Below are 25865 nucleotides of genomic sequence, written 5' to 3'. Positions count from 1 at the left end.
TTCGACCCACCCAGGAGGCGACCATGGCCGACGCCATCGAACTGCGGCTGAAGGGCCGCCAGGACGCTCAACCCGCTCTGCCGGCCCTGCTGCAGCCGGCACGGCGCTCGGCGCCGCAGGACGAGACGGGCCCGCAGCACGATTTCCTGCCACCCGGCTACCTGAAGGCCATCAGCAGCTACGACGTGGGCGCATCCGCGCGCGGCAATGCCGAGGGCCGGGCCGAGCAGTCGCAGCCGGCAGCCGGCGACGAAGTCGTGGTGCTGGAACTAGAGGACGGCAGCAGCTTCATCGGCAACGCCCGGCGGCTGCACGAAGCCTTGGAGAAGACCCACCCGGAACTGCTGGGCCCGAACCGCGAGATCCTGCTGGAGAAGCTGCGCGCCGACGCCGCGGCGCCGCGCGGATTCTTCGGCGATGCGGTCGGCGGCCTGGTGCGCAAGGTATTCACACTGGTCGTCGGCGACCGCGCCGACGACATCATGAAGGACGCGCTGAAAGACGGCGCAGTGCAGTCCGCCGCCGAACTGGGTGTCAGCTGGCTCGGCACCAAGGCGCTGATGGCGGCCGTGGAGTCGCGGCTGAACGCCGAACCCGGCGCGCTGTACCGCTGGAGCGGGCTGCGCGCCGGCAAGGAGGCGCTGCGGCGCATGCACTTCCACAAGGAGGGCGACGTCGAGCCCACCGACCGCTACGACGCCAAGGACGGCAAGCTGCCGCCCATGCTGGTATTCGTGCACGGCACCGGCTCCAGCACGCAAGGCAGCTTCGGCGACCTGCGCGAAGCCGACCGCGACCTGTGGGGCCTGCTGGAGCGCCGCTTCGGCCAGCACATCTACGCCTTCGAGCACCGCACGCTGTCCGAGAGCCCGATCGGCAACGCGCTGGCGCTGGCCCGCGCGTTGCCGCAGGACGCGCGCATCTGCCTGGTCACGCATTCGCGCGGCGGCCTGGTCGGCGACCTGCTGTGCCTGGCGGACTTCGGCTCGCTGGTCAAGTCCTACGCCTACCCGTTCCCGGGCACCGGCGATGCCGACCCGAAGGAGGCCGAGCGTGTGCTCGGCCAGATGGCGGACATGCACGCGCGCCAGCGCGAGGAACTGCTGGAACTGTGCGAGTTGCTGCGCCAGCGCCGCATCGTGGTCGAGCGCTACGTACGCGTGGCCAGCCCGGCGAACGGCACGCTGCTGGCCAGCGCGAACTTCGACCTGTTCCTGTCCAGCCTGCTGTCGCTGATCGGCCTGGTGCCGTACTTCTTCGGCAACCCGTACTACGCGGCGTTCAAGCGCGTCGTGATCGACATCGCGAAGAACCGCACCAATCCGCACCTGGTACCCGGCATCGAGGCCATGCTGCCCGATTCGCCGATGGCGCGGCTGCTGCGCGAGGCACCGGTACAACCGGGCATCCGGATGGCCGTGGTGGCCGGCGACATCGAGGGCGGCAGCCTGCTGGCACGCCTGGGCGTGCTGCTGACCGACTTCGTGTTCTTCGACAACACCGACAACGACCTCGTCGTCGATACCCGGGCCATGCTGTCCGGCGTCGCGCCCAAGGCCCAGGCCCGCGTACTGTTCGACCGCGGCAGCGACGTCTCCCACTTTCGCTACTTCGACAACCTGGACACGCGCAGCGCGCTGCGCGACTGGCTGGTCGTCGACGACACGGCCGCCGTCAGCGCCTTCACGACACTGCCGAGCCCGGCGCAGTACGCCGAGGCGCTGGCCCTGGCGGCAGCCTCGCGCGACGCCACCGCCCACGATCTCCCGGTCGTCGTGCTGCTGCCGGGCGTGATGGGCTCGCACCTCAAGCGCGGCCGCAGCGACCGCGTCTGGTTCGACCCGGCCGACATTGCCACCGGGGGGCTCAAGAAGATCAAGTTCGGCGAGCCCGACATCGAGGCCGAGGAATTGTTCTCGCTGTTCTACGGCCCGCTGTGCCGCGACCTGCTGCGCAGCCACCGCGTGGAGCGTTTCGCCTACGACTGGCGCCAGCCGCTGGACGTGCTGGCCGAGCGTCTGGCCACGCTGCTGGACCGGCTGCTGCGCGAGACCGACCAGCCGATCCGGCTGCTGGCGCACAGCATGGGCGGCTTGGTCGTGCGCGCGGCCATCCACAAGCGCCGCCCGGTCATGGACGCGCTGATGCGCCGCGACGGCGCGCGCCTGGTGATGCTGGGCACGCCGCACCAGGGCGCCCACTCCATGGTCGAGAACCTGATCGGCAAGGGCGACATGCTGCGCACGCTGGTGCGGCTGGACGTCGCGCACGACATGCAGGAGGTGCTGGACATCGTGGCGGGCTTCCGCGGCGCGCTGCAGCTGCTGCCCAAGCCCGGCTTCAAGGACATGTTCCAGGGCGACGAAGGTGGCGGCGGACTGTACGACTACCAGCAGCAGCAGACCTGGATCGACTTCAAAGGCAAGGTGCGCGATTTCTGGTTCGGCCACGGCAAGGTCGGCCAGCCCGGGCAGGACGTGCTGGATGCCGCCAGCTGGCTGTGGACGCAGGACGGCGCCGGCACGCCTGCCCTGCCCGAAGCCTACGCGGCCAAGAGCATCTATGTGTTCGGCGTCGCCCGCAACACGCCTTGCGGCGTGCGCGAGGAAAACAACCAGCTCAAGATGGTCGGCACCACGCGCGGGGACGGCACCGTGACCTGGGCCTCCGGCCGCATCGGCGGCATCGGCAGCTTCTACTACATGGACGCCGGGCATGGCGACCTGACCGCCACGCCGGAGCACTTCGATGCGCTGGTCGACCTGCTGACGGTCGGCAGCACCGCCAAGCTCTCGACCGCGCCGCCGGCGCGGCGCGCAATCGAGCAGACGGCGCCGATGCGCTACGACGCGGGCCCGCCCACAGTGGACGACGTCGACGCGCTGCAGCGCGGCTTCATGGGCGGCTCGGTGCGCCAGCGCGTGGCGCCGCGTGCCCAGCGCCGGCTGGCCGTCTCCGTCAAGGCCATGGACCTGCGCTTCGTGTCGCAGCCGATCATGGTCGGCCACTACGAACAGGACACGATCGCGGGCCCGCAGTCGCTGATCGACCAGGAGCTGCTGCAAGGCCAGCTCAGCGAGCGCTTCAATCTTGGCCTGTACACCGGCCCGCTGGGCACGGCCACCTCGGTGCTGTGCGCCCCCAACGAACTGGAACGCCGCAATGGCCTGCTGCGCGGCGCCATCGTCACGGGCCTCGGCCCGTACGACGGGGCACTGTCGCAGACCGCGCTGGCCGAAGCCGTGCGCACGGGCGTGCTGCGCTACCTGCTGCAGACGGCCGACGTGCTGGGCCGCACGCCGCGCGATCTGCCGCTGGCCACGCTGCTGCTGGGCTACAACTCCAGCGCCAACATGACCATCCCGGGCTCGGTCGAGGCGTTGGTGCGTGGCGTGCTCGACGCCAACGCCAAGTTCCACCAGACCACCGGCCTGCCGATCCGCGTGACGCGGCTGGACATCGTCGAGCTGTACCTGGACACCGCGATCACGGCCGTCTATGCGCTGCGCGAATTGCGCCCGCGCCTGGAGGCCACGGCCGCTGCGCTGAAGACCGCCCTGGTGCTGGACGAAGAACTGCGCCGCGAGGACGGCTGCCGCCAACGGCTGTTCGAGAGCCGCAGCTACCCCTACTGGCCACGGTTGATGATCACCGACGCCGACGCGCACAAGAACGCGCCGCCGGCGGCGGCTGGGCCGGACGCGCCGCGCACGCGCCTGGCCACGCGGCTGCGCTTCTTGTACGTGGGCCAGCGTGCGCGCGCCGAATCACAGCTGCTGCAACGCCAGCCCGAGCTGGTCGAGCAGTTGGTGCGCCAGCAGATCGCCTCGTCGCAGTGGCAGGACGATTTCGGCCGCATGCTGTTCCAACTGATGGTGCCGCACGACTTCAAGGACGCCGCGCGCGAACTGGCCCGCGTGGTGCTGGTCGTCGACGAAACCACCGCCAACCTGCCCTGGGAGCTGATGCTGGCCGACGACCCGCGGCGCAGCGACGACGACCGCCTGCCGATGGCACTGCGCACGGCCGTCGTGCGCCAGCTGGCCAGCAACGACTTCCGGCGCGGCGTGCGCGAAGGCTTGGGCCGCGACGCACTGGTTATCGGCAACCCCTCGCTCGACGGCTTCGTGCGCGCCTTTCCGGGCACGCCCGAGCGCCCGTCCGGCGCGCCCGATTCCCTGCCCGGCGCCGAGGCCGAGGCCCGGGCCGTGGTGCGCGTGTTCGAAGGCCTGGGCTACAAGGTCGAGCAGGTCATCGGCGCCGACCAGCCGGCCAAGAACGTGTTGGCCGCGCTGTACCGCAAGGCCTACCGCTTCCTGCACATCTCGGCGCATGGCGTGTTCGAGCTGCTGCACGCCGACGGCCAGCGCCGCAGCGGCGTGCTGCTCTCGGACGGCCTGCTGGTCACGGCAGCCGAAATCGAGGCCATGGAAGCCGTGCCCGAGATGGTGTTCCTGAACTGCTGCCATCTCGGCAAGATCGGCTTCGCCAGCGACGGCAACAAGCTGGCCGCCAGCGTCGCGCGCGAGCTGATCCGGATCGGCGTGCGCTGCGTGCTGGTGGCCGGCTGGGCCGTCAGCGACGACCTGGCACAGCTGTTCGGCCAGACCGTGTACGAGGAGCTTCTGCTGCACCGGCGCAGCTTCGGCGAGGCCGTGTTCGAGGCGCGCCGGCGCGTCTGGCGCGAGAACGCTGCGGACATCACCTGGGGAGCGTTCCAGGCCTACGGCGACCCGGGCTGGCTGGCCGAGCCGCGTGCCGACGGTGCCGACGGCCCTGGCGAAGACGGCCGCTTCGCCTCGCCGGACGAGTTCCTCGACCGCCTCGCGCGCATTCGCGTGGAACTGCGCCGGCCACACACGAAGCAGGCCGAGACCGGCCGCAGCAGCCATGCGCGGCAGATCGAGCAGATGGTCGCCAAGCGCTGCCCGCCCGGCTGGATCGCACTGCCGGCGATGCAGTCGGCGCTGGGGGCTGCCTGGTTCGACCTGAACCTGTTCGAGCAGGCCCGCGAGGCCTACCTGCGCGCGGTGCAGATCGAGGACAGCCTGGGCCAGGTGCCGATCCGCGACATCGAGCGGCTGGCCAACATCGAGGCGCGTCTCGGTGCCAAGCAAAGCGAGCAGGGAGACTCCGAAGCTGGCGAGGCGCTGATCCGCACGGCGCTGGCGCGGCTGGAAAACCTGGACCGGCTGCTCGCCGCGCGCGCGGACGACCGCTTCGAGCGCCTGTACAACTCCGAGCGCAGCGCGCTGCGCGCCAGCGCCTACAAACGCCTGGCCGGCCTCTACGCCGGGCAGATGCTGGCGCCCGGCGCCACCGCGGCGCAGCGCCGCACGCTGGGCCGCAAGCTGGACAAGGCGCTGCAGGACAGCGCCCAGGCCTATGCCGCAGGCGAGCGCGACCCCGCCACCGGCCGGCTGCAGCCCTACCCCGGGCTGAACCACCTCGCGCTGCAAGCGCTGCTGCAGGCCGATGCGGCGCAGCGCCAGGCCGCCGTCGAATCGGCGCGCCTGTGCGGGCAGGAGGCGGCGCAACTCGCCCAGTCCGATCCCACCGCCTGGAACCTGATCATGCAGCCCGAAGCGGTGCTGGTGGAGCGCCTGCTCGACGGCACGCTGGCGCAAGACGGCGAAACCGGCAAAGCAGCCATGCTGGCGCTGCAGGACGCCTACACCCAGGTGATGGGCCACGCCGCCGTCACGCCGAACGAGCTGGATTCGGTCGGCAAGCAGCTGGAGCTGCTGTCGCTCTGCGCCGACGCGCTGCGGCTGATCACCGCCGACAAGGCCCGCCAGGCCATGCTGGACGCGCTGTCCGATCGACTGCTGGCGCTGTCCTGCCATCTGCATCCGGGCCGCCCGTTGCGCCAGCGCACGCCGCCACGCGGCAGGCGCGGTTGAGCGATCGGGCGCCCCGGCGAAACGCCGGCGTGCACACGGGCGTGCAGCCGGCCCTGCCGGAGCGGCAGCCCCCGCGGCCTGCGTCTTGCACGCACAGCGCCAATGCGGCAGCACGCTGGCGCAACCACCGTCCGGCCCGCCCCACAATAGCGCCCGGGCGCGGTCGCCCGATGGACGAGGATGAGGCGGATGGACAAGCGGGTGGCCGTGCTGGGAGCCGGGATGGTGGGCGTCAGCTGTGCGCTGGAACTACGGCGGCGCGGCTGCGATGTGGTGCTGATCGACCGCTCGCCCCCGGGTCGAGAAACCTCCTACGGCAATGCGGGCGTGCTGGCCCGCAGCTCGCTGGTGCCGATGAACAATCCCGGCCTGTGGACCGCGCTGCCCCGGCTGCTGCGCAACACCGGCGTGCAGTTGCGCTACCGGCCGGAATTCATGCGACGCCACCTGGCCTGGGCGGCGCGCTTCCTGTATCAGGCCGGCCGCAGCCGCTTCGAAGCCACCGCGGCCGCGCTCGACGCGCTGATCCGGCTGTCGATGGCCACCCATGCCGACTGGCTGCACGAGGCCGGTGCCGCCGAGCGGCTGCGCACCGACGGCTGGATCTTCCTGTACCGCTCCGAAGCCGGCTTCGCGGGGAGCCGTCTCGCGCGCGAGACGTTCGCGCGCTTCGGCGTCGCAACGCAGACGCTCTCGCCCACCGAGCTGCGCGCGCTGGAGCCGGCGCTGCGGCCGATCTTCGCGCGCGCGCTGTGGATCCAGGACGCCGCCTCGGTCGACGACCCAAGCCGCGTCGTGCAGGCCTACGCTGACCTGTTCGCCGCGTGCGGCGGCCGCATGCTGCAGGCCGAAGTGCAGCAGATCGCGCCAGCCGCTGGCGGATGGACGGTGCGACACACCGGTGCCGCGGCACCGTTGGCGGCCGGGCATCTCGTCGTGGCCCTGGGGCCCTGGTCCCGGACCTTCCTAGAACGCCAGTTGCGGCTACGCGTACCGATGGCCTACGAGCGTGGCTACCACATGCACTACGCCGCCGCAGAGCCAACCCTGCGGCGGCCCGTGTACGACGCGGCGGGCGGCTACGTGCTGGCGCCGATGGCCATGGGGCTGCGGCTGTCCACCGGCGTGGAACTGGCCGACCTGGATGCGCCGCCGGACACTGCGCAGCTCCAGTTGGCCGAAGGCGCCGCTCGCGAGGCGCTGGCGCTGGGCCCGCGGCTGCAGGCGGCGCCCTGGCTCGGGCGGCGGCCCACCATGCCCGACAGCCGGCCGGTCATCGGTGCGGCGCGTGCACACCCGGGCCTGTGGTTCGCATTCGGCCACCAGCACATCGGACTCAGCACGGGGCCCGGCACGGCACTGTTGCTGGCCGACGCGATGTCGGGACAGGTGCCACGCATCGACGCCACCCCGTTCGCGCCCGGTCGCTTCGGCCTGTAGCGCCGGCTCAGCCGAGTTGGCGCCACCGCGCCAGGATCAGCGTCTCGATGTCGTGGACGCGGCGGCCCGTGGCCGTCGCCACCGCCGTGCGGTAGGGCGGCATGTTCGTGCATTCGAGCACGATGTCCTGCACGGCCGGATGCGCCTCCACCAGCGCTGTAGCGGCACGCACTACGTCGCGCCCGGCCTCGGCCAGGTCCATCCGCTCTTCGTCGTGCAGGATGCGCCTGTGCATCTCGCAGTCCACGGCCAGGCCCTGGACCGGCGTGCCCACCGGCACGTGCGCCTCGGCCAGGATGGCTGCTGTCAGCGCGGCAGCGTCGAAGGTCACGATGCCCGGCCGTGCGAAGCCCTGGCACTGCAGGATGCTGGAAGTCACCACCGGCACCGGCACCGCAGCTGCCAGCACCGACTGGTAGGCCGCCAGGAAGCCGCAGCTCGTGGTGATCAGCGCCGCGCCCTGCGCCACAAGCGCCCGGGCCGCCTGCACGAAAGGATCGAGCAGGCGCGGGTCGGCCTCCTGCACGATCCTTCGGGGCGAAGCACCCTCGACCTTCAGGAAACGCACCGGGATCTGCGCCCGGCGGTAGGTCTCCTCGTTGCCCACGTCGCCCGGCGGGCGCGGAAAACGGGTGTCCAGCATCAGGACACCGAGAAACGGGCGGGCAGGCGATGCGGTCATGTTTCGGGCGCGGTGGCTGCGGCGGTCGGTCGTGCGGCTCGGCACGTCCGGTCCGAGCGGCGATCCTGCGATGGGCCGCACCTCACGCGGCCTGGGACGTCGCCCGGGCATCGCCGGCCGTGAACCGGCCCAGAAAAACGCGGGTCGACTCCTGGCGCGGGTTGTCGATCACCACGCCGGGCGGCCCGGACTCGGCGACCACGCCATCACGCATGAAGACCACCTGGTCCGCCACCTCACGCGCGAAACCGATCTCGTGGGTGACCAGGATCATGGTCATGCCGTCGCGCGCGAGGCCCTTGATCACGTTGAGTACCTCGCCCACGAGTTCGGGGTCCAGCGCCGAGGTGGCCTCGTCGAACAGCATGACGGCCGGCTTCATGGCCAGCGCACGCGCGATGGCCACGCGCTGCTTCTGACCGCCGGAGAGCTTGTCGGGATAGTAGTCCGCGCGCTCGGCCAGGCCCACCTTACGCAGCAGCTCCCGCGCCGCCGCCTCGGCCTCGGCCCGGGGCGTGCGCAGCACGGTGACGGGGCCCTCCATCACGTTCTGCAGCGCCGTCATGTGCGGAAACAGGTTGAAGTGCTGGAACACCATGCCGGTCGACGCGCGGAACTGCGCCAGCTTCTTCTCGCCCGGCAGCGCGGCGTGCCGGCCGTCGAAGTCGAAACTGTGCTCGCCCACGGTGATGCGCCCGCCATTGGGCACCGAGAGCAGGTTGATGCATCGCAGCAGCGTGGACTTGCCCGAGCCCGAGGGCCCGATCAGCGCGACGACCTCGCCGCGCTGCACCTGCAGGTGGATATCCTTGAGCACGGCATTGCCGCCGAACGACTTCTTCAGCCCGGAGATGGCGATCAGGGGGGGTGCGGACACTCAAACCTCCCTGGGCGCACCGCCGTGTTCCATGCGCTTGGCCCACAGGGTGATCGGGAACAGCACTGCGAAGTAGGCGATCGCGGTGAAGGTGTAGACCTCCAGCGGGCGGTAGGTGTCGTGCGCAATCACCTGGCCCTGGTACAGCAGGTCAGGCACCGCCAACACCGACAGCAGCGAGGTGTTCTTCAACTGCATGATCGACTGGTTCATCAGCGGCGGGACCATCTTCTTGAACGCCTGGGGCAGGATCACGCGACGCATCAGCTGCCAACGCGTCATGCCCAGCGCCTTGGCGGCCTCGGTCTGGCCGTGGTCGACGGCGATGATGCCCCCGCGCACGATCTCCGAATAGAACGCGCCGCCGTACAGCGCCAGGCACAGGGTGGCAGCCACCACGGCGGACATCTCGATGCCGGTCAGCACCGGCAGCGCATAGTAGAACCACACGAGCTGCACCAGCACTGGCGTGCAGCGGAACACCTCGATGTAGGCGCGCAGCGGCACCGTCACGACAGGGTTGCTCGCCAGACGCCCCAGGCCGGTAACGAGGCCCACGAGCAGGCCCAATGCCACGCAGATCACCGTGAACACCAGCGTGTAGACCAGGCCCGAGACCAGCAGGCTGCGGTACTTCCACAGCACGCCGAAGTCCCAGTCGTAGCCGGCCGCCGTCGCGCCGGACGGCAGGCCCGTCCAGTGCTTCAGCACGGCCCAGACGCCGGCGGCCGCCAGCACGACGAGCAGCGCGATGCCGACGGCGCTCAGGCCTTTGCTGCGCGGGGTGGGATCGGCCTGCTGCATGGCCGTGTCAGAACTTGATCTCGGGCGGAAAGGCGCTGGCTGGCACGCCGGCGAGCTTTTCCATGTTCTTCAGGATCGTGGAGCGGACCTCGCCCTTGGCGCGCGCATCGGCCAGCCATTCGTTGACCGCCTTCTGCAGGGCGCTGTCGCTCTCCTTGCGCAGGCCGATGCTGACCGGCGCGGTGTAGGTCGGCGCGGGAATGGTCATGGTGCCGATGTTCGGGCGCTTGGCCAGCAGTGGCTGGGCCAGCAGGATCACGAGGATCTGGCAATCGGCCCGGCCGGCCGACAACGCCATCGTCGCCGCGCCGCTGTTCTCCAGCCGGCTCACGTTGGCCTTGGGCAGGATACGCGTAGCCAGTTGGTCGTGGCTGGAGCCGACGTCCACCACGACGCGGTCCTTGGAAGCATTCAGATCGTCCCAGTTCTTGACCGTGACCCCCTTGCGGCATACCACGGTGTAGGTGTTGTCGAACAGCGTGTCCGTGAAGTTCACGACCTCCTGGCGCGCAGGCGTAGGCGCCATGCCGAACATCGCGTCGATCTTGTTGGACTGCAAGTCCAGCACCGCGTTGCCCCAGGTCGTCTCGACGTATTCGACGCGGGCGCCAAGCTTCTTCGCCAGGCTCTCGGAAAAATCGGGCCCGAAGCCATCCCACTTGCCGGTCGCCAGGTCCTTGTTGAAGTACGGAATCGCCCCGGCGATGGCGCCCACGCGGAGCACCTTGGTGCGCTGTACCCGGGCCATCGAAGACTCGGTCTCCTGCGCGGAGCTGAGCCCGCTGGCGGCCATCGAGACCAGTGCCGCCACGGCACCGAGGAAGAAACGCTTAGTCGACACGGGGAAACTCCTGGCAGAAAGCCCGCATTGTAGGAACCGCCAGGCTGCGGACAGCGCGCCGCGGACCAGGACGGACAACGGCCACGCCATGCCGGCCTCCGCACGCTGCGGCTGCGACCCGACCTCGACCGACTCCATGCACGCCCTGCCGACCGGAGCACGGCCAAGCGTGCGTCGGGGGCCAAGGGTCCGGCCGCGGCCTTCACAGCGTCATGGAAGCACGGCGGCGTGGCTGGAAACGACGTTCGCAGCGCGGATCGACCACGGCCCCGTCCAAGCATTCACGGCACAGGACGACGCCAGGGCGCAACTGGAGGACGCCCCGCCGACGTTGATCGACCGCTTCGCCTCCACACCACCATCGATGGCTCGATCGCGCAGCCGGCATCCGCGCCGAAACGGCGGTGCCGGTGGATCGGCCTCTCTCACCCCCCCTTGTTCCGCATCCAGTCCGCCGTCTGGAAGAAGCTCTCGCGCAGCCGCGCGCGCAGGTCCTCGGGCACGCCGGTCTCGCCCATGGCCTGGTCCATGCAGGCCAGCCACTGGTCGCGCTCGCGGATGCCGATCGCGAACGGCAGGTGCCGGGCGCGCAGCCGCGGGTGGCCGAAGCGGTCGGTGTAGTACGACGGCCCGCCCAGCCAGCCGCACAGGAACCAGAACAGCCGCTGGCGCGCGTTGTCCAGCGCCGGCCCGTGCGCCGCGCGCAGCGCGGCGTAGGCCGGCTCCAGGTCCATCAGGTCGTAGAAGCGCTCGACCAGCGCGTGCACCCGGTCCTCGCCGCCGATCCACTCGAACGGCGTGGCCGGTGCCGGGGGGCCCGGCGGCGCCGTCATGCCGCGGCCCTGCGCAGCGTGTCCACCACCGGCCGGCGCAGAACCTCGCGCAGGCCCCACCAGCCCGCGCCCAGCGCCAGCACGGCGCCGGCCAGCGCGCCGGCCAGCGGCACCCAGGCCGAACCGGTCCAGCTGAACTCGAACACGAAGCGCGCCAGCGCCCAGCCGACCGCCATGGCCACCCCCGTGGCCAGCACGCCGGCCAGCACGCCGACGCCGGCCAGCTCGGCGCGCTGCACCTGGCGCAGCAGGGCGCTGCCGGCGCCGACGGCGCGCATGATGGCGTACTCGCGCGCGCGCTCCTCGCGCGTGGCGGTGATGGCCGCGAACAGCACCACCAGCCCGGCCGCGAGCGTGAAGCCGAACAGGAACTCCACCGCGCGCACCACCTGGTCGAGCACCGCCTGCACCTGGGCCAGCGCGCTGCTCATGTCCACGCTGGTCACGTTCGGGAAGGCGCGCACCAGCGCGTTGTCGAAGCCGGCGGCCGGCGGCGCGCGGTAGGCCGCCAGGTAGGTGATCGGCACCTCCGGCATCGCGGCCAGCGGGTACATCACGAAGAAGTTCGCGTGCAGCGAGCCCCAGTCGACCTTGCGCAGCGAGGTGATGCGGGCCTCCGACGGCATGCCGCCGACGTCGAAGCGCAGGCGGTCGCCGAGCTTCAGGCCCAGCGTCTCGGCCAGGCCCTGCTCGACGCTGACGGCGCCGGCCTCGCCCGCGGTCCAGCGGCCGCCGACGATGGTGTTGTGCGGCGGGCGCTCGGCCGCGTGCGAGAGGTTGAACTCGCGGTCCACCAGGCGGCGCGCGCGCTCGTCGGCGTAGTCCTCGGGCGCCACGGCGCGGCCGTTCACCGCCACCAGCCGGCCGCGGAACATCGGGTACCAGTCGTAGCGGTGCACGCCGGCCTCGTCCAGCATGCGGCGGAAGTCCGCGCCCTGCTCGGGCAGGATGTTGATGACGAAGCGGTTGGGCGCGTCGGGCGGCGTGGCCTGGCGCCAGGCGCCGATCAGGTCGGTGCGCAGCAGCACCAGCAGCGCCAGCGCCAGCAGGCCGACCGCCAGCGCGCTGACCTGCACCACGGTGTAGGCCGGCCGCGCCGACACCTGGCGCGTGGCCAGCACCAGCCAGCGCGGCGCCGTGGCCTCGTTCACGCCGGCGCGCAGCAGCCGCACCGCCAGCCAGGACAGGCCGGCGAACAGCAGCACCGCGCCGGCGAAGCCGCCCACGGCGATCAGGCCCAGCACCAGGTCGCGGCTGGTGGCCAGCAGCAGTGCGACGAAGCCCAGCACGCCCACGCCCAGCACGGCCAGCGAGGCCGGCTTGAGCTGGCCCAGGTCGCGCCGGATCACCCGCAGCGGCGGCACGCGCGCCAGCTGCAGCACCGGCGGCAGGCCGAAGGCGGCCAGCAGCGTCAGCCCGACGCCCAGGCCGTGCAGCGCCGGCCGGACCGTGGCGGCCGGCAGCGCGGCATCGACCAGCCCGGCCAGCAGCAGCACGAACACGTGGTGCACCGCGAAACCCAGCACCACGCCCGCCAGGCTGGCGAACAGGCCGGCCAGCAGGAATTCGAACGCATACGACAGCGCGATCGCGCGCTGCGGCACGCCCAGCACGCGCAGCATCGCGCAGTCGTCCAGGTGGCGGGCCGCGAAGCTGCGCGCGGCCAGCGCCACGGCCACGGCGCTCAGCAGCGCCGACAGCAGCGCCACCAGGTTCAGGAACTTGTCGGCGCGGTCCAGCGTCTGGCGCATCTCGGGCCGGCCGCTCTCCAGCGATTCCAGGCGCAGGCCGCGGGCCGCGGCGCCGTGGATCTCGGCCTCGGCGAAGCGCACGAAGGCCTGCACCGCCGGCTCCGCGCCGGCCACGGCCATGCGCCAGCGGATGCGGCTGGCCGGCTGCACCAGCCGGGTGGCCGGCAGGTCGCCGGCGTGGACCATCACGCGCGGCGCGAAGCTCATGAAGCCGCTGCCGCGGTCGGGCTCGACCAGGAGGATGCGCGCGATGCGGAAACTGGCGTCGCCCAGCAGCAGTTGGTCGCCGACCGCCAGGCCCAGCGCGTCCAGCAGCGGCGCATCGACCCAGGCCTCGCCGCGCGCCGGGATCTCGCGCGTGACGGCCCCGGCCTCGCCGGGCCGCGCCGCCACCTGCAGGCTGCCACGCAGCGGGTAGCCCGGCTCCACGGCCTTCAGCGCCACCAGCCGGGCCGCGCCGCCCCGGTCGTCCGGCGCGCGGCCCATGGTCGGGAAGTCCAGCGTGGTAGCGGTCTGCAGGGCCAATGCGCGTGCGCGCTCGGCGAACTGCGGCGGCGCCGGGTTGTCGCTGACCAGCACCGCGTCGCCGCCGATCAGCTGGCGCGCGTCGCGCGCCAGGCCGCCCTGCAGCCGGTCGGCGAAGAAGCCCACGGCCGTCAGCGCGGCCACGGCCAGCGTCACGGCCACCAGCAGCAGGCGCAGCTCGCCGGAGCGCAGGTCGCGCCACAGGGTGCGCCAACCGAGGGACAGGAAGGAGGGGGTCACGGGCAGGCTCCGAAGCAGGCGCGGATTATCCCGGCGGCCCGCGCCGCAGGCCATGGCCCCGCCGGCGCCGGGCATACTGCGCGGCATCCCCCCGCTCCCTGCACGCACCATGTGGCAACCCGCGTCCCGCTATCCCGATCCCGCCGTGGTCGTCCTCGATCCCCGCTTCGCGCGCTACCGCGTCGCCGCGGCCGCGGTGGAGCGCATCGCCACCGGCATGCGCTGGGCCGAGGGGCCGGTCTGGTTCGGCGACGGCCGCTACCTGCTGTGGAGCGACGTGCCGAACGACCGGATCATGCGCTGGGACGAGGCGACCGGCGCCGTCGGCGTGTTCCGCCAGCCCTCGGGCCACGCCAACGGCCACACGCGCGACCGCCAGGGCCGGCTGGTCGGCTGCGAGCACCTGGGCCGCCGCGTCGTGCGCACCGAGTACGACGGCAGCATCACCACGCTGGTGGACCGCTTCGAGGGCGCGCGGCTGAATTCGCCGAACGACGTGGTGGTCAAGTCCGACGGCAGCGTCTGGTTCACCGATCCGCCGTTCGGCATCCTGGGCTGGTACGAGGGCGTGCCGGCCGCACCCGAGCGGCCCGAGTGCGTCTACCGCCACGACCCCGCCACCGGCACGACCACGGTGGTGACGGACGCGGTGGCGCGGCCGAACGGCCTGACCTTCTCGCCGGACGAGCGGCGGCTGTACGTGGTCGAGTCCGGCGCGGCGCCCAAGCGCATCCGCGTGTTCGACGTGGCCGCCGACGGCGCCACGCTGCAGAACGACCGGGTGTTCCACACCTGCGGCCCGGACGAGTCGCCCGACGGCTTCCGCTGCGACGTGGACGGCAACCTGTGGGCCGGCTGGGGCACCGGCGAGGGCCACGACGGCGTGCGCGTGTTCGCCCCCGACGGCGCGACCATCGGCCGCATCCTGCTGCCCGAGCGCTGCGCCAACCTGTGCTTCGGCGGCCGGCACCGCAACCGGCTGTTCATGGCGGCAAGCCAGTCGGTGTACGCGCTGTACGTGAACACGCAGGGGGCGGCCGGCGGCTGAGCCGCGCCCCACCTCGGGTCGCCTACGCGCCCGGCGGCCGGACGGCCAGCAGCCCGTCGCGCAGCAGCCCCACGCCCAGTTCGTGCAAACCGTCCCAGACGATCTGCACGCCCAGGCACAGCAGGATGAAGGCCGACAGCCGCAGGAAGATGACCATGCCGGCCTCGCCCAGCGGCTTGAGCAGTTGCTCGGCGTAGCGGAACGCCAGGTACACCAGCGCGCCGACCGCCAGCAGCGCCAGCACCGCGCCGCCGGTGCGCGCCAGCGCCAGCGACAGCCGCGCGTCGGCCAGCGAGACGCCGACCGTGATCGCCGCCGTGATCGAGCCCGGCCCGGACGTGATCGGGAAGGTCAGCGGATAGAAGGCCTGGCGCCGCGCCATCTCGGGCGTGTAGGCCTCGACCAGCTCCGTGTGGCTCTTGCCCAGGGACTGCGAGGTGCTCAGCAGCCGCCAGGCGCTGGACGCCACCACCAGCCCGCCACCCACGCGCACGATTGGCAGCGAGATGCCGAAGAAGTCGAGCACGTAGACGCCGGTCAGCATGGCGCCCAGCAGCAGCCAGAACACGTTGCGCGCGATGCGGCGCGCCAGCACGGCGCGCGTCTGCGCCGAGGCGCCCTCGGTCAGGCTCAGGAACACCGGCGCCACGGCGGCCGGGTTTAGGATCGGCAGCACCGCCGCGAACGCGAAGAGGAAGCTCTTGCCCAGCGCGCTCGGCAGTTCCAGCGTCATGGCGCGGGAGCGGGTGGTCGCCCGGAGTCGCCGGGGGCCTTACTGGCCCGGCTCGCCGTGCGCCAGCAGCGGCAGGTCGGTCCCGCTGTCCTTGCCCAGCAGGCCCACGCCGCTGTAGATGGACAGCTTCTCGCGCGTGTCGGCGATGTCCAGGTTGCGCATGGTCAGCTGGCCGATGCGGTCGGCCGGCGTGAAGGCGGCGTCCTCCACCTTCTCCATCGACAGGCGCTCGGGCTTGTAGGTGAGGTTCGGACTGGTGGTGTCGAGCAGCGAATAGTCGTTGCCGCGGCGCAGCTCCAGCGTGACCTCGCCGGTGACCGCGCGCGCCACCCAGCGCTGCGCCGTCTCGCGCAGCATCAGCGCCTGGCTGTCGAACCAGCGGCCCTGGTACAGCAGGCGGCCCAGGCGGCGGCCGTTGGCGCGGTACTGCTCGATGGTGTCCTCGTTGTGGATGCCGGTGACCAGGCGCTCGTAGGCGATGTGCAGCAGCGCCATGCCCGGGGCCTCGTAGATGCCGCGGCTCTTGGCCTCGATGATGCGGTTCTCGATCTGGTCGCACATGCCCAGGCCGTGGCGGCCGCCGATAGCGTTGGCCTCCATGAACAGGGCCAGCGGCGACTCGAACGTGCGGCCGTTCAGCGCCACCGGCTGGCCTTCCTCGAAGCGCACCGACACGGTCTCGGGCTTGACGGCCACGTCCTCGCGCCAGAAGGCCACGCCCATGATGGGCTTGACGATGTTGATGCCCTTGTCCAGGAACTCCAGGTCCTTGGCCTCGTGCGTGGCGCCCAGCAGGTTGGAGTCGGTGCTGTAGGCCTTCTCCACGCTCATCTTGTAGTCGAAGCCGTTGGCGATCAGGTATTCGCTCATCTCCTTGCGGCCACCCAGTTCGTCGATGAACTGCTGGTCCAGCCAGGGCTTGTAGATGCGCAGCTTCGGGTTGGCCAGCAGGCCGTAGCGGTAGAAGCGCTCGATGTCGTTGCCCTTGTAGGTGCTGCCGTCGCCCCAGATGTCCACGCCGTCCTCGCGCATCGCGACGACCAGCACCGTGCCGGTGACCGCGCGGCCCAGCGGCGTGGTGTTGAAGTAGGTCGCGCCGCCGGTGGTGATGTGGAAGGCGCCGGACTGGATCGCCGCGATGCCCTCGGCCACCAGCTGCGGGCGGCAGTCGATCAGGCGCGCCTTGTCGGCGCCGTAGGCCAGCGCCTTGCGCGGAATGTCCTCGTAGTCGCTCTCGTCGGGCTGGCCCAGGTTGGCGGTGTAGGCGCAGGGAATCGCGCCCTTGGCGCGCATCCAGTGCACGGCGGCGCTGGTGTCCAGGCCGCCCGAGAAGGCGATGCCGACGCGCTCGCCTGCGGGCAGGCGGTTGAGGATGGTGGCGGTCATGGGATTGGGTCCGGGAAGCTCAGGAAGGGGCGGGATTTTAGGTGGAGATGCCCGGCGGGCTCCGGCGCCGGCGCCATGCCGGCCAGGCCCCTGGCACCCGGTGGGATGCGCTTCACCAAGGCTGCGGCCGCTGGGCACGGGGAGCGGCTCCCAGTCGGCGCTTCCCTGGCGACGGAGCAGTGGGCAAAGAAAAAGGGCGTTCACCGGACTTCGGCGAACGCCCTTGGACGTCATCTTGGTGGAGCTGGGGGGATTCGAACCCCCGTCCGCAAGCCATCCTCGCGCAGATCTACATGTTTAGCGGTCTGTTTTGGATCTCACCCCCCGTGGCGCGCAGCCGCACGCTCCACGAGACGCCAGCACCCTTGGATCTCGTCCCTGGCCAAGGTGCCCGGCCAGGAACCAGCCGACGTGAATGCCCTTACAGCCGGGAGCTCAGGGCTTGCGCCCATTCACCCCTTGCCCAGCCCGTCGGCGTGCTGTTGTAAGGCTCACCGGTGTTTAAGCGGCGAGTGCGAAACGTTCGTCGTTTGCAGTTACTTTGTTTGAACAGGTTTAACGAGCACATTCAGCTCGACATGCACCACTGCGATTCCGAACCCGCGTCGAAACCAATGCAGCCCCAGAACCTGTCATTTTAGGCCCAGGCCCGGATTTGCAAGACCGAGCAGGGCCAACAACTCGATCGGCGTGGCGATGACGGCATCGCTGCCCCATTGCCGCACCTCGATGGCGCGCCCCAGATAGCCGTAGCTGGCGGCCACGGTCCCCATGCCGGCGGCGCGGCCGGCCTGGATGTCGCGCTCGTCGTCGCCGACGTAGAGGCAGTCGCCCGGCGCGACGCCGAGCACCCGCGCCGCCTCCAGCAGCGGGGCCGGATGGGGCTTGGCATGCGGCGTCGTGTCGCCGCTCACGACCACGCTGGCCGATGCGAACAACGGCATCGCGCGTGTCAGCGGCGCGGAGAAGCGCGTGGCCTTGTTGGTGACCACGCCCCATGGCAGGCCATGGCGGCACAGCACCGCCACGACCTCGGACACACCGTCGAACGGCTGCGTCGACCGGGTCAGCCGCCGCTCGTAGTTGCAGAAGAACTCTTCGCGCAGTGTCGGAAAGTCCGGATGGTCCGGCGCGATCCCGAAGGCGACGCCCAGCATGCCGCGGGCGCCAGCGCCGGCCATGGGCCGGTAGCTCGCCGGGCCCAGCGCGGGCATGCCACGGTCGATGCGCAACTGGTCCGCCGCTGCGCCCAGGTCGGGCGCGCTGTCCACCAGCGTGCCGTCCAGATCGAACAGCACGGCGCGGATGTCAGCGCGCACCATCCGCAGCCTCCGCCGCTGGCCGCCGCGTGGCGATCATGTAGTTGACGCTGGTATCGCCACTGAGCCAGTACCGCCGCGTGATGGGGTTGTATTCGAGCCCGCTGCTGCGCTGCAGATCCAGCCCGGCGGCGCGGCAATGGCTGGCCAACTCGCTCGGCCGGATGAGCTTGTCGTAATGGTGGGTTCCGCGCGGCAGCAGCTTCAGCAGGTACTCCGCCCCGACGATGGCGAACAGGAACGCCTTGGCATTGCGGTTCAGCGTCGAGAAGAAAACCCAGCCGCCCGGCTTGACGAGCGTGGCGCACGCCCGCACCACCGATGCCGGATCGGGCACGTGCTCGAGCATCTCCATGCAGGTCACGACGTCGAAGCTGGCCGGCCGCTCGGCCGCCAGTTCCTCGGCGCTGACCTCCCGGTACTGGATGTTCGGCGTCTGCGCCTCCAGCGCATGCAGCTGCGCGACCTTCAAGGCCTTGGTCGATAGGTCGATGCCCAGCACCTGGGCGCCGCGGCGGGCCATGCTGTCGGCCAGGATGCCGCCGCCGCATCCCACGTCGAGCACCTGCCGCTCCTGCAGCGGCGCGCATTCCTGGATCCAGTTCAGGCGCAGCGGATTGATCTGATGGAGCGGTCGAAACTCGCTGTCCGGATCCCACCAGCGATGGGCCAGTTCGGAAAACTTCGCCAGTTCGGCCGGATCGGCATTCACGGAGGCATTCATGTCGTTGCTGGCATCCAGAAAAAAAGCCCGCGGCGTCGGAACGCGCGGGCTTCGTGAACCTCGGCTCGCGCCGAGGACATTGATCGCAAGAATCAGTTGGCGCGGGTGCCGACCACTTCGATCTCGACGCGGCGGTTCTTGGCGCGGCCGTCGGCAGTGCGGTTGTCCGCCACGGGCTGGGTCTCGCCCTTGCCTTCGGTATACACGCGGTTGCGCTCGACACCCTTGGAGACCAGGTAGGCCTTCACGGCTTCGGCACGGCGCACGGACAGGCGCTGGTTGTAGGCCTCGGTGCCGATGGAGTCGGTGTGACCCACGGCGATGATGACTTCCAGGTTGATGTCCTTGATCTTGCTGACCAGGTCATCCAGCTTGGCGCGGCCTTCGGGCTTGAGCACAGACTTGTCGAAATCGAAGAACGCATCGGCGGCGTACGTCACCTTGGTGGCGGCCGGCGGTTGCGGCACGGGTGCGGGCGGCTTCACAACCGGAGCGGGTTGAGCGACCGGAGCCGGCGGCGGCGCCACGGGAGCCTGGGCGACCAGCGCGCCGTCGCAATCCTTGGCGGCGGTGGCCGGCGTCCAGTACGAATCGCGCCAGCAGAGAGTCTGATCCGAGGTCTTCCACACGAGCGTGCCGTCAGCAGTGCGCCAGTTGTCCACGGATTGGGCACCTGCGGCGGTAGCGAGCGCTGCGGAGGCAATCAGCATCGCCACTTTATTCAATTTCTTCATGGTTCTCCTCTGGGGGAAAAAGGCGCAGCAGCGCTGCGAAACCGGAAACGCCTTCAGTGACCACCACTGAGCACGTGTGGATCGATTCTGCCACACGGCCCTGTGGCGACCGGTCGGGCGACCGTAGGACAACGGCCAAATCCGGGCCACTTGTTGCAGCAGCGCTACAGATGCCCCCGCCTAGAATGCGAGGCCTTCCTCGCCGCCGACACCATGACCCAGTTCGCCAAAGAAACCCTGCCGATCAGCCTCGAGGAGGAGATGCGGCGGAGCTATCTCGACTACGCGATGAGCGTCATCGTCGGGCGCGCCCTGCCCGACGCGCGGGATGGCCTCAAACCCGTGCATCGCCGCGTGTTGTACGCGATGCACGAAATGAACAACGACTGGAACCGGCAGTACAGGAAGTCGGCCCGCATCGTCGGCGACGTCATCGGCAAGTACCACCCGCACGGCGACCAGGCGGTCTACGACACCATCGTGCGGATGGCGCAGGACTTCTCGATGCGCCACATGCTGGTGGATGGCCAGGGGAACTTCGGTTCGGTCGACGGCGACAACGCTGCGGCGATGCGCTACACCGAGATCCGGCTGACCAAGATCTCGCACGAGCTGCTGGCCGACCTGGACAAGGAAACCGTCGACTTCGGCCCCAACTACGACGGCAGCGAACAGGAGCCGCTGGTGCTGCCGACCCGCGTGCCCAACCTGCTGGTCAACGGCTCCGGCGGCATCGCGGTCGGCATGGCCACCAACATCCCGCCGCACAACCTGAACGAGGTGGTGGACGCCTGCCTGCACCTGCTGCGCCATCCCGACACGTCCATCGACGCGCTGATGGAGATCGTCCCGGCACCGGACTTCCCCACGGCCGGCATCATCTACGGCATCAGCGGCGTCAAGGAAGGCTACCGCACCGGTCGCGGCAAGGTCATCATGCGGGCCAGGTGCCATTTCGAGGACATCGACCGCGGCCAGCGCCAGGCCATCGTCGTCGACGAACTGCCCTACCAGGTCAACAAGAAGACGCTGCAGGAGCGCATGGCCGAGCTAGTGCACGAGAAGAAGCTCGAAGGCATCAGCCACATCCAGGACGAGTCCGACAAGTCCGGCATGCGCCTGGTGATCGAGCTCAAGCGCGGCGAAGTGCCCGAGGTGGTACTGAACAACCTGTACAAGCAGACGCAGCTGCAGGACACCTTCGGCATGAACATGGTGGCGCTGGTCAACGGCCAGCCCAAGCTGTGCAACCTGAAGGACCTGATCGAGGTCTTCCTGGACCACCGGCGCGAGGTGATCACCAGGCGCACGGTGTTCAACCTGCGCAAGGCGCGCGAACGCGGCCACGTGCTGGAAGGCCTGGCCGTGGCGCTGGCCAACATCGACGAGTTCATCCGCATCATCCGCGAGTCGCCGACGCCGCCGGTCGCCAAGGCCGAGCTGATGGCCCGCAGCTGGGACAGCCAGCTGGTGCGCGAGATGCTGACGCGCGCGCGCGAGGACGGCAGCGTGGTCAATGCCGACGACTACCGGCCCGAGGGCCTGGACAGCACCTACGGTATGGGCGCCGACGGCCTGTACCGCCTGTCGGACACCCAGGCCCAGGAAATCCTGCAGATGCGCCTGCAGCGCCTGACCGGCCTGGAGCAGGACAAGATCGTCGCCGAATACAAGGAAGTCATGGCCGAGATCGAGGACCTGCTCGACATCCTGGCCCGGCCGGAGCGCGTGTCGGTCATCGTCGGCGACGAGCTGACGGCCATCAAGCAGGAGTTCGGCCAGACCAAGCTCGGCGCGCGCCGCAGCCACATCGAGCACAGCTCCTACGACCTCAGCACCGAAGACCTGATCACGCCGACCGACATGGTCGTGACGCTGTCGCACTCCGGCTACATCAAGAGCCAGCCGCTGTCCGAGTATCGCGCCCAGAAGCGCGGCGGCCGCGGCAAGCAGGCGACCAGCACCAAGGACGACGACTGGATCGACCAGCTCTTCATCGCCAACACGCACGACTACATCCTGTGCTTCTCCAACCGCGGCCGGCTGTACTGGCTCAAGGTCTGGGAAGTGCCGCAGGGCTCGCGCGGCTCGCGCGGCCGGCCCATCGTCAACATGTTCCCGCTGGCCGAAGGCGAGAAGATCAACGTGGTGCTGCCGATCACCGGCGACAACCGCACGTTCCCCGCCACGCACTACGTGTTCATGGCGACGTCGATGGGCACGGTCAAGAAGACGCCGCTCGACGAATTCAGCAACCCGCGCAAGGCCGGCATCATCGCCGTCGACCTCGACGAGGGCGACTACCTGGTGGGTGCCGCGCTGACCGACGGCGAGCACGACGTGATGCTGTTCAGCGACGGCGGCAAGGCCGTGCGCTTCGACGAGAACGACGTGCGCCCCATGGGCCGCAACGCGCGCGGCGTGCGCGGCATGGCGCTGGAAGAAGGCCAGAGCGTGATCGCGATGCTGGTGGCCGAAGACGAGGCCCAGAGCGTGCTGACCGCCACCGAGAACGGCTATGGCAAGCGCACGCCGATCGCCGAATACACCCGCCACGGCCGCGGCACCAAGGGCATGATCGCGATCCAGCAGAGCGAGCGCAACGGCAAGGTCGTGGCCGCCACGCTGGTGCATGCGGACGACGAGATCATGCTGATCACCGACAAGGGCGTGCTGGTGCGCACCCGCGTCGGCGAGATCCGCGAACTCGGCCGCGCCACGCAGGGCGTCACGCTGATCGGCCTGGACGAGGGTTCCAAGCTCAGCGGCCTGCAGCGCATCGTCGAGAACGACGCCGGCGAGAACGGCGACAGCGGCGAAGGCGCCACGCCCGCGGGCTGACGCCGCCCTGTCCGGCCCCGGCCTGCGCGAGCGGCCGGGGCTTTCTTCTTCCACGCCAACGGAGTGCCCATGCAGCAGCGCCCCTACAATTTTTCCGCCGGTCCGGCCGCCATCCCCGAGGAAGTGCTGCGCGAGGCCGCCGCCGAGATGCTGGACTGGCACGGCAGCGGCATGAGCGTCATGGAGATGAGCCACCGCGGCAAGGAGTTCATCTCGATCTGCGAGCGTGCGGAAGCCGACCTGCGCGAACTGCTGGCCGTGCCGGCGGACTACCGGATCCTCTTCATGCAGGGCGGCGGCCTGGGCGAGAACGCGATCGTGCCGCTGAACCTCTCGCGCGGCGGCACGGTGGATTTCGTCGTGACCGGCAGCTGGAGCCAGAAGTCCTTCAAGGAAGCCGCGCGCTACTGCAGCACGCACCTGGCCGCCGGCAACGCGGCCGGCCAGCACACCACCCTGCCCGACCCGGCCGGCTGGCAGCTCAGCGCCAAGGCCAGCTACCTGCACATCTGCAGCAACGAGACCATCCACGGCGTGGAGTTCCAGGCGCTGCCGGACCTCCAGGCGCTGGGCTCGGACACGCCGTTGGTGATCGACTGCTCCTCGCACGTGGCCAGCCGCCCGATCGACTGGTCGCGCGTGGCGCTGGCCTTCGCCGGCGCGCAGAAGAACCTGGGGCCGGCCGGCCTGACGCTGGTGATCGTGCGCGAGGACCTGTTGGGCCACGCGCTGCCGATCTGCCCCAGCGCCTTCGACTACAAGACCGTGGCCGACCACGGCTCCATGTTCAACACCCCCCCGACCTATGCGATCTACATCGCCGGGCTGACCTTCCAGTGGCTGCGGCGCCAGCGCGAGGGCGAACTGGCCGGCGTCGCCGCGATGGAGCAGCGCAACCGTGCCAAGGCCGAGCTGCTGTACGGCTTCATCGACGGCTCGCAGTTCTACGAGAACAAGGTCGCGCCGGACTGCCGTTCGCGCATGAACGTGCCCTTCTTCCTGCGCGACGAAAGCCGCAACGAGGCCTTCCTGGCCGGCGCCAGGGCACGCGGCCTGCTGCAGCTCAAGGGCCACAAGTCCGTGGGCGGCATGCGCGCCAGCATCTACAACGCCATGCCGCTGGCCGGCGTGCAGGCGCTGGTGGCCTACATGCGAGAATTTGAACAATCCCACGCCTGACCAGGAGACGCGTGCCGCCATGAGCATTGACGCCAGCATCGTTGCCACCCCCGACCTCGCGGCGCTGCGCCAGCAGATCGACGCGCTGGACCAGGAGCTGCTGGCCCTGCTGAACAAGCGCGCCCACGTGGCCGAGCAGGTGGGAGAGGTCAAGCGCCGCGAGGGTTCGGCGTTCTACCGCCCGGACCGCGTGGCCCAGGTCATCGCCCGGATCCAGGCCGGCAACACCGGGCCGCTGAAGAACGAGCACGTCGGCGCGATCTGGAACGAGATCATGTCGGCCTGCCTGGCACTGGAATCGCCGCAGCGCGTGGCCATCCTCGGCCCGGCCGGCACCTTCAGCGAAGAGGCCGCGCTCAAGTACTTCGGCAGCGCGGTCGAACTGGTCTACTGCGCCAACTTCGACGAGGTGTTCCACGCCACCGCCTCGGGCGCCGCCCACTTTGGCGTGGTCGGCATCGAGAGCTCGGCCGAGGGCGGCGTCACGCGCTCGCTCGACCTGCTGCTGCACACGCCCACGCACATGGTCGGCGAGGTCAGCCTGCCGGTGCGCCACAACCTGCTGCGCCAGAGCGATGCGCTCGAAGGCATCGAGACCGTGCTGGCCCACCCGCAGGCGCTGGCGCAGTGCCAGGGCTGGCTGTCGCGCCACCTGCCCAGGGCCGAGCGGCGCGCCGTCTCCAGCAATGCCGAGGGCGCGCGCCTGGCCACCACGAATCCGGCCTGGGCCGGCATCGCCAGCGAGCGCGCAGCCCGGCAGTACGGCCTGCACATCGCCGCCCATGCGATCCAGGACGACGCCCACAACCGCACGCGCTTCGCCGTGATCTGCTTGCCCGAGACGCTGGACGCGCCGCCGGCCTCGGGCAAGGACTGCACCAGCCTCGTGGTCTCGGTGCCCAACCGCCCCGGCGCACTGCACGACCTGCTGATGCCGCTGAAGCGGCACGGCGTCTCGATGACGCGCTTCGAATCGCGTCCGGCCCGCACCGGCCAGTGGGAGTACTACTTCTACATCGACCTGGACGGCCATCCGACCCAGCCGCCCGTCGCCCAGGCGCTGGAAGAACTGCGCAGCCTGTGCGCCTTCTACAAGCTGCTGGGTACCTACCCGGTCAGCGCCTGATGTTCGAGCGGCTCGCGCTGATCGGCTGCGGCCTGATGGGCGGCTCGTTCGCGCTGGCGCTGCGCGAGGCCGGACTGGTGCGCCGCGTCGCCGGCTTCAGCGCCACGGCCGCGACGACCGAACGCGCCCTCGGGCTCGGCGCCATCGATGAGATCGCCACCTCGGTCGGCCAGGCCGCCCGCGGCGCCGACCTGGTGCTGGTGGCCGTGCCGGTCGCGGCCACCGAGAGCACGCTGGCCGCGCTGCGCCCGCACCTGGCGCCGGGTGCCCTGGCCATGGACGTCGGCTCCACCAAGAGCGACGTGGTCGCCGCGGCCGAGCGCGCGCTGGGCGAGCGCCTAGCCTGCTTCGTGCCGGCCCACCCGATCGCCGGCAAGGAAAAATCCGGCATCGGCCATGCCGAGCCCGCGCTGTACCGCGGCTGCCGCGTGATCCTGACGCCGCTGCCCGCCAACCCGCCGGCGCAGGTCGCGCGCGCGCGCCAGGTCTGGACCGCCATCGGCGCCCGCGTCGTGGAGATGGCGCCGCAGGCGCACGACACCACCTTCGCCGCCGTCAGCCACCTGCCGCACCTGCTGGCCTTCGCGCTGGTCGACGGCATCGTGCAGCAAGACGGTGGCGACGCCATCCTGGCGCTGGGCGGGCCGGGCTTCCGCGACTTCACGCGCATCGCCGCGGCCGACCCGCGCATGTGGCGCGACGTGTTCCTGGCCAACCAAGCGCAGCTGCTGGCCCAGCTGCAGGCGCACCGCGAGGCGCTGGCGCGCTTCGAGGCGCTGATCCTGGCCGGCGACGCCGACGGCCTCGAACGCCTGATCGCACAGGCCAGCGGCGTGCGCGCACGCTGGCAGATGAATTCCTTCACCCCCGGGACCTAAG

Annotated in this window: 18 protein-coding genes and 1 other RNA gene; 7 read left to right on the top strand and 12 right to left on the bottom strand. The window is 70.5% G+C overall.

The genetic code is table 11. The features are described from left to right. Positions 1-23: 23 nt before the first annotated feature. Together QM782_RS14255 and QM782_RS14250 are read left to right on the top strand one after the other, a co-directional pair. Complete coding sequence (locus QM782_RS14255; RefSeq protein ID WP_415203561.1) at positions 24-5903, top strand: CHAT domain-containing protein; 5880 nt, start codon at positions 24-26, stop codon at positions 5901-5903. A 189-nt stretch (positions 5904-6092) separates the two neighbouring features. After that, positions 6093-7343: an NAD(P)/FAD-dependent oxidoreductase gene (locus QM782_RS14250; protein ID WP_415203560.1), complete on the top strand. Its 1251-nt coding sequence runs from the start codon at positions 6093-6095 to the stop codon at positions 7341-7343. 7 nt (positions 7344-7350) lie between these two features. Here QM782_RS14250 and QM782_RS14245 read toward each other — a convergent pair whose 3' ends face one another. From QM782_RS14245 to QM782_RS14220, 6 genes are all read right to left on the bottom strand, one after another. Continuing rightward, positions 7351-8025, bottom strand: coding sequence for an aspartate/glutamate racemase family protein (locus QM782_RS14245; RefSeq protein WP_415203559.1), 675 nt, complete (start codon positions 8023-8025; stop codon positions 7351-7353). A gap of 82 nt (positions 8026-8107) precedes the next feature. Beyond that, positions 8108-8902 (bottom strand): amino acid ABC transporter ATP-binding protein, encoded by a 795-nt coding sequence (locus QM782_RS14240; RefSeq protein ID WP_415203558.1) that lies wholly within the window; start codon positions 8900-8902, stop codon positions 8108-8110. Next, positions 8903-9706, bottom strand: a complete 804-nt coding sequence (locus QM782_RS14235; protein ID WP_415203557.1) for an amino acid ABC transporter permease — start codon at positions 9704-9706, stop codon at positions 8903-8905. It lies immediately after the preceding gene. 7 nt (positions 9707-9713) lie between these two features. Beyond that, positions 9714-10685 (bottom strand): transporter substrate-binding domain-containing protein, encoded by a 972-nt coding sequence (locus QM782_RS14230; RefSeq protein WP_415203556.1) that lies wholly within the window; start codon positions 10683-10685, stop codon positions 9714-9716. A gap of 287 nt (positions 10686-10972) precedes the next feature. Further along, the gene (locus QM782_RS14225; RefSeq protein WP_415203555.1) at positions 10973-11380 is read right to left on the bottom strand and encodes a group II truncated hemoglobin; all 408 of its coding nucleotides are present in this window, start codon (positions 11378-11380) and stop codon (positions 10973-10975) included. Beyond that, a complete protein-coding gene (locus tag QM782_RS14220; protein ID WP_415203554.1) occupies positions 11377-13896 on the bottom strand; it encodes an ABC transporter permease in 2520 nt (839 codons plus the stop codon). The genes QM782_RS14225 and QM782_RS14220 overlap by 4 nt, the downstream gene beginning before the upstream one ends. Before the next feature lie 109 nt (positions 13897-14005). Here QM782_RS14220 and QM782_RS14215 point away from each other — a divergent pair, with 109 nt between their 5' ends. Beyond that, the gene (locus QM782_RS14215; RefSeq protein ID WP_415203553.1) at positions 14006-14944 is read left to right on the top strand and encodes an SMP-30/gluconolactonase/LRE family protein; all 939 of its coding nucleotides are present in this window, start codon (positions 14006-14008) and stop codon (positions 14942-14944) included. A 22-nt stretch (positions 14945-14966) separates the two neighbouring features. On the opposite strand, the gene QM782_RS14210 is transcribed toward QM782_RS14215, so the two are convergent. The 6 genes from QM782_RS14210 to ompA all read right to left on the bottom strand — a co-directional run bounded on the left by QM782_RS14210 (position 14967) and on the right by ompA (position 19840). After that, positions 14967-15677 (bottom strand): MarC family protein, encoded by a 711-nt coding sequence (locus tag QM782_RS14210; protein WP_415203552.1) that lies wholly within the window; start codon positions 15675-15677, stop codon positions 14967-14969. A 39-nt stretch (positions 15678-15716) separates the two neighbouring features. Then, complete coding sequence (gene argG / locus QM782_RS14205; protein WP_415203551.1) at positions 15717-17063, bottom strand: argininosuccinate synthase; 1347 nt, start codon at positions 17061-17063, stop codon at positions 15717-15719. A gap of 236 nt (positions 17064-17299) precedes the next feature. Next, positions 17300-17687, bottom strand: a transfer-messenger RNA (tmRNA) gene (gene ssrA / locus QM782_RS14200). Between the two features lie 8 nt (positions 17688-17695). Continuing rightward, complete coding sequence (locus tag QM782_RS14195; RefSeq protein WP_415203550.1) at positions 17696-18385, bottom strand: HAD-IA family hydrolase; 690 nt, start codon at positions 18383-18385, stop codon at positions 17696-17698. Then, entirely contained in the window at positions 18372-19106 is a 735-nt protein-coding gene (gene ubiG / locus QM782_RS14190; protein ID WP_415203549.1) for a bifunctional 2-polyprenyl-6-hydroxyphenol methylase/3-demethylubiquinol 3-O-methyltransferase UbiG, read from the bottom strand. Before ubiG ends, QM782_RS14195 begins: the two co-directional genes overlap by 14 nt. Before the next feature lie 92 nt (positions 19107-19198). Then, positions 19199-19840 carry an outer membrane protein OmpA gene (gene ompA, locus QM782_RS14185; protein WP_415203548.1) on the bottom strand — a complete coding sequence of 214 codons (642 nt, stop codon included), beginning with the start codon at positions 19838-19840 and terminating at the stop codon, positions 19199-19201. A 213-nt stretch (positions 19841-20053) separates the two neighbouring features. On the opposite strand from ompA, the gene gyrA reads away from it, so the two are divergent. The 4 genes from gyrA (at position 20054) to QM782_RS14165 (ending at position 25864) form a co-directional block, all read left to right on the top strand. Beyond that, positions 20054-22681 carry a DNA gyrase subunit A gene (gyrA, locus tag QM782_RS14180; protein WP_415203547.1) on the top strand — a complete coding sequence of 876 codons (2628 nt, stop codon included), beginning with the start codon at positions 20054-20056 and terminating at the stop codon, positions 22679-22681. A 69-nt stretch (positions 22682-22750) separates the two neighbouring features. Continuing rightward, positions 22751-23860: a 3-phosphoserine/phosphohydroxythreonine transaminase gene (serC, locus tag QM782_RS14175; RefSeq protein ID WP_415203546.1), complete on the top strand. Its 1110-nt coding sequence runs from the start codon at positions 22751-22753 to the stop codon at positions 23858-23860. Positions 23861-23879: 19 nt separating this feature from the next. After that, positions 23880-24986: a prephenate dehydratase gene (gene pheA / locus QM782_RS14170; RefSeq protein ID WP_415203545.1), complete on the top strand. Its 1107-nt coding sequence runs from the start codon at positions 23880-23882 to the stop codon at positions 24984-24986. Continuing rightward, positions 24986-25864, top strand: coding sequence for a prephenate dehydrogenase (locus QM782_RS14165; RefSeq protein WP_415203544.1), 879 nt, complete (start codon positions 24986-24988; stop codon positions 25862-25864). The genes pheA and QM782_RS14165 overlap by 1 nt, the downstream gene beginning before the upstream one ends. Position 25865 lies beyond the last annotated feature (1 nt).

It is taken from the genome of Pseudorhodoferax sp., from assembly GCF_047601025.1.
In the GTDB taxonomy this organism is placed as follows: Bacteria; Pseudomonadota; Gammaproteobacteria; order Burkholderiales; family Burkholderiaceae_C; genus Pseudorhodoferax.
Note: the sequence above shows the minus strand (reverse complement) of the source record. Positions and strands in the feature narration are given on the sequence as shown.

What these genes read in the sequence shown, in the direction of transcription:
- ompA (WP_415203548.1), bottom strand. Translation starts at nt 19,840, where the DNA reads ATGAAGAAATTGAATAAAGTGGCGATGCTGATTGCCTCCGCAGCGCTC.
- argG (WP_415203551.1), bottom strand. Translation starts at nt 17,063, where the DNA reads ATGACCGCCACCATCCTCAACCGCCTGCCCGCAGGCGAGCGCGTCGGC.
- QM782_RS14235 (WP_415203557.1), bottom strand. Translation starts at nt 9,706, where the DNA reads ATGCAGCAGGCCGATCCCACCCCGCGCAGCAAAGGCCTGAGCGCCGTC.
- QM782_RS14230 (WP_415203556.1), bottom strand. Translation starts at nt 10,685, where the DNA reads ATGGAGTCGGTCGAGGTCGGGTCGCAGCCGCAGCGTGCGGAGGCCGGC.
- QM782_RS14215 (WP_415203553.1), top strand. Translation starts at nt 14,006, where the DNA reads ATGTGGCAACCCGCGTCCCGCTATCCCGATCCCGCCGTGGTCGTCCTC.
- QM782_RS14165 (WP_415203544.1), top strand. Translation starts at nt 24,986, where the DNA reads ATGTTCGAGCGGCTCGCGCTGATCGGCTGCGGCCTGATGGGCGGCTCG.
- QM782_RS14250 (WP_415203560.1), top strand. Translation starts at nt 6,093, where the DNA reads ATGGACAAGCGGGTGGCCGTGCTGGGAGCCGGGATGGTGGGCGTCAGC.
- gyrA (WP_415203547.1), top strand. Translation starts at nt 20,054, where the DNA reads ATGACCCAGTTCGCCAAAGAAACCCTGCCGATCAGCCTCGAGGAGGAG.
- ubiG (WP_415203549.1), bottom strand. Translation starts at nt 19,106, where the DNA reads ATGAATGCCTCCGTGAATGCCGATCCGGCCGAACTGGCGAAGTTTTCC.
- QM782_RS14225 (WP_415203555.1), bottom strand. Translation starts at nt 11,380, where the DNA reads ATGACGGCGCCGCCGGGCCCCCCGGCACCGGCCACGCCGTTCGAGTGG.
- QM782_RS14255 (WP_415203561.1), top strand. Translation starts at nt 24, where the DNA reads ATGGCCGACGCCATCGAACTGCGGCTGAAGGGCCGCCAGGACGCTCAA.
- pheA (WP_415203545.1), top strand. Translation starts at nt 23,880, where the DNA reads ATGAGCATTGACGCCAGCATCGTTGCCACCCCCGACCTCGCGGCGCTG.
- QM782_RS14210 (WP_415203552.1), bottom strand. Translation starts at nt 15,677, where the DNA reads ATGACGCTGGAACTGCCGAGCGCGCTGGGCAAGAGCTTCCTCTTCGCG.
- QM782_RS14245 (WP_415203559.1), bottom strand. Translation starts at nt 8,025, where the DNA reads ATGACCGCATCGCCTGCCCGCCCGTTTCTCGGTGTCCTGATGCTGGAC.
- QM782_RS14195 (WP_415203550.1), bottom strand. Translation starts at nt 18,385, where the DNA reads ATGGTGCGCGCTGACATCCGCGCCGTGCTGTTCGATCTGGACGGCACG.
- serC (WP_415203546.1), top strand. Translation starts at nt 22,751, where the DNA reads ATGCAGCAGCGCCCCTACAATTTTTCCGCCGGTCCGGCCGCCATCCCC.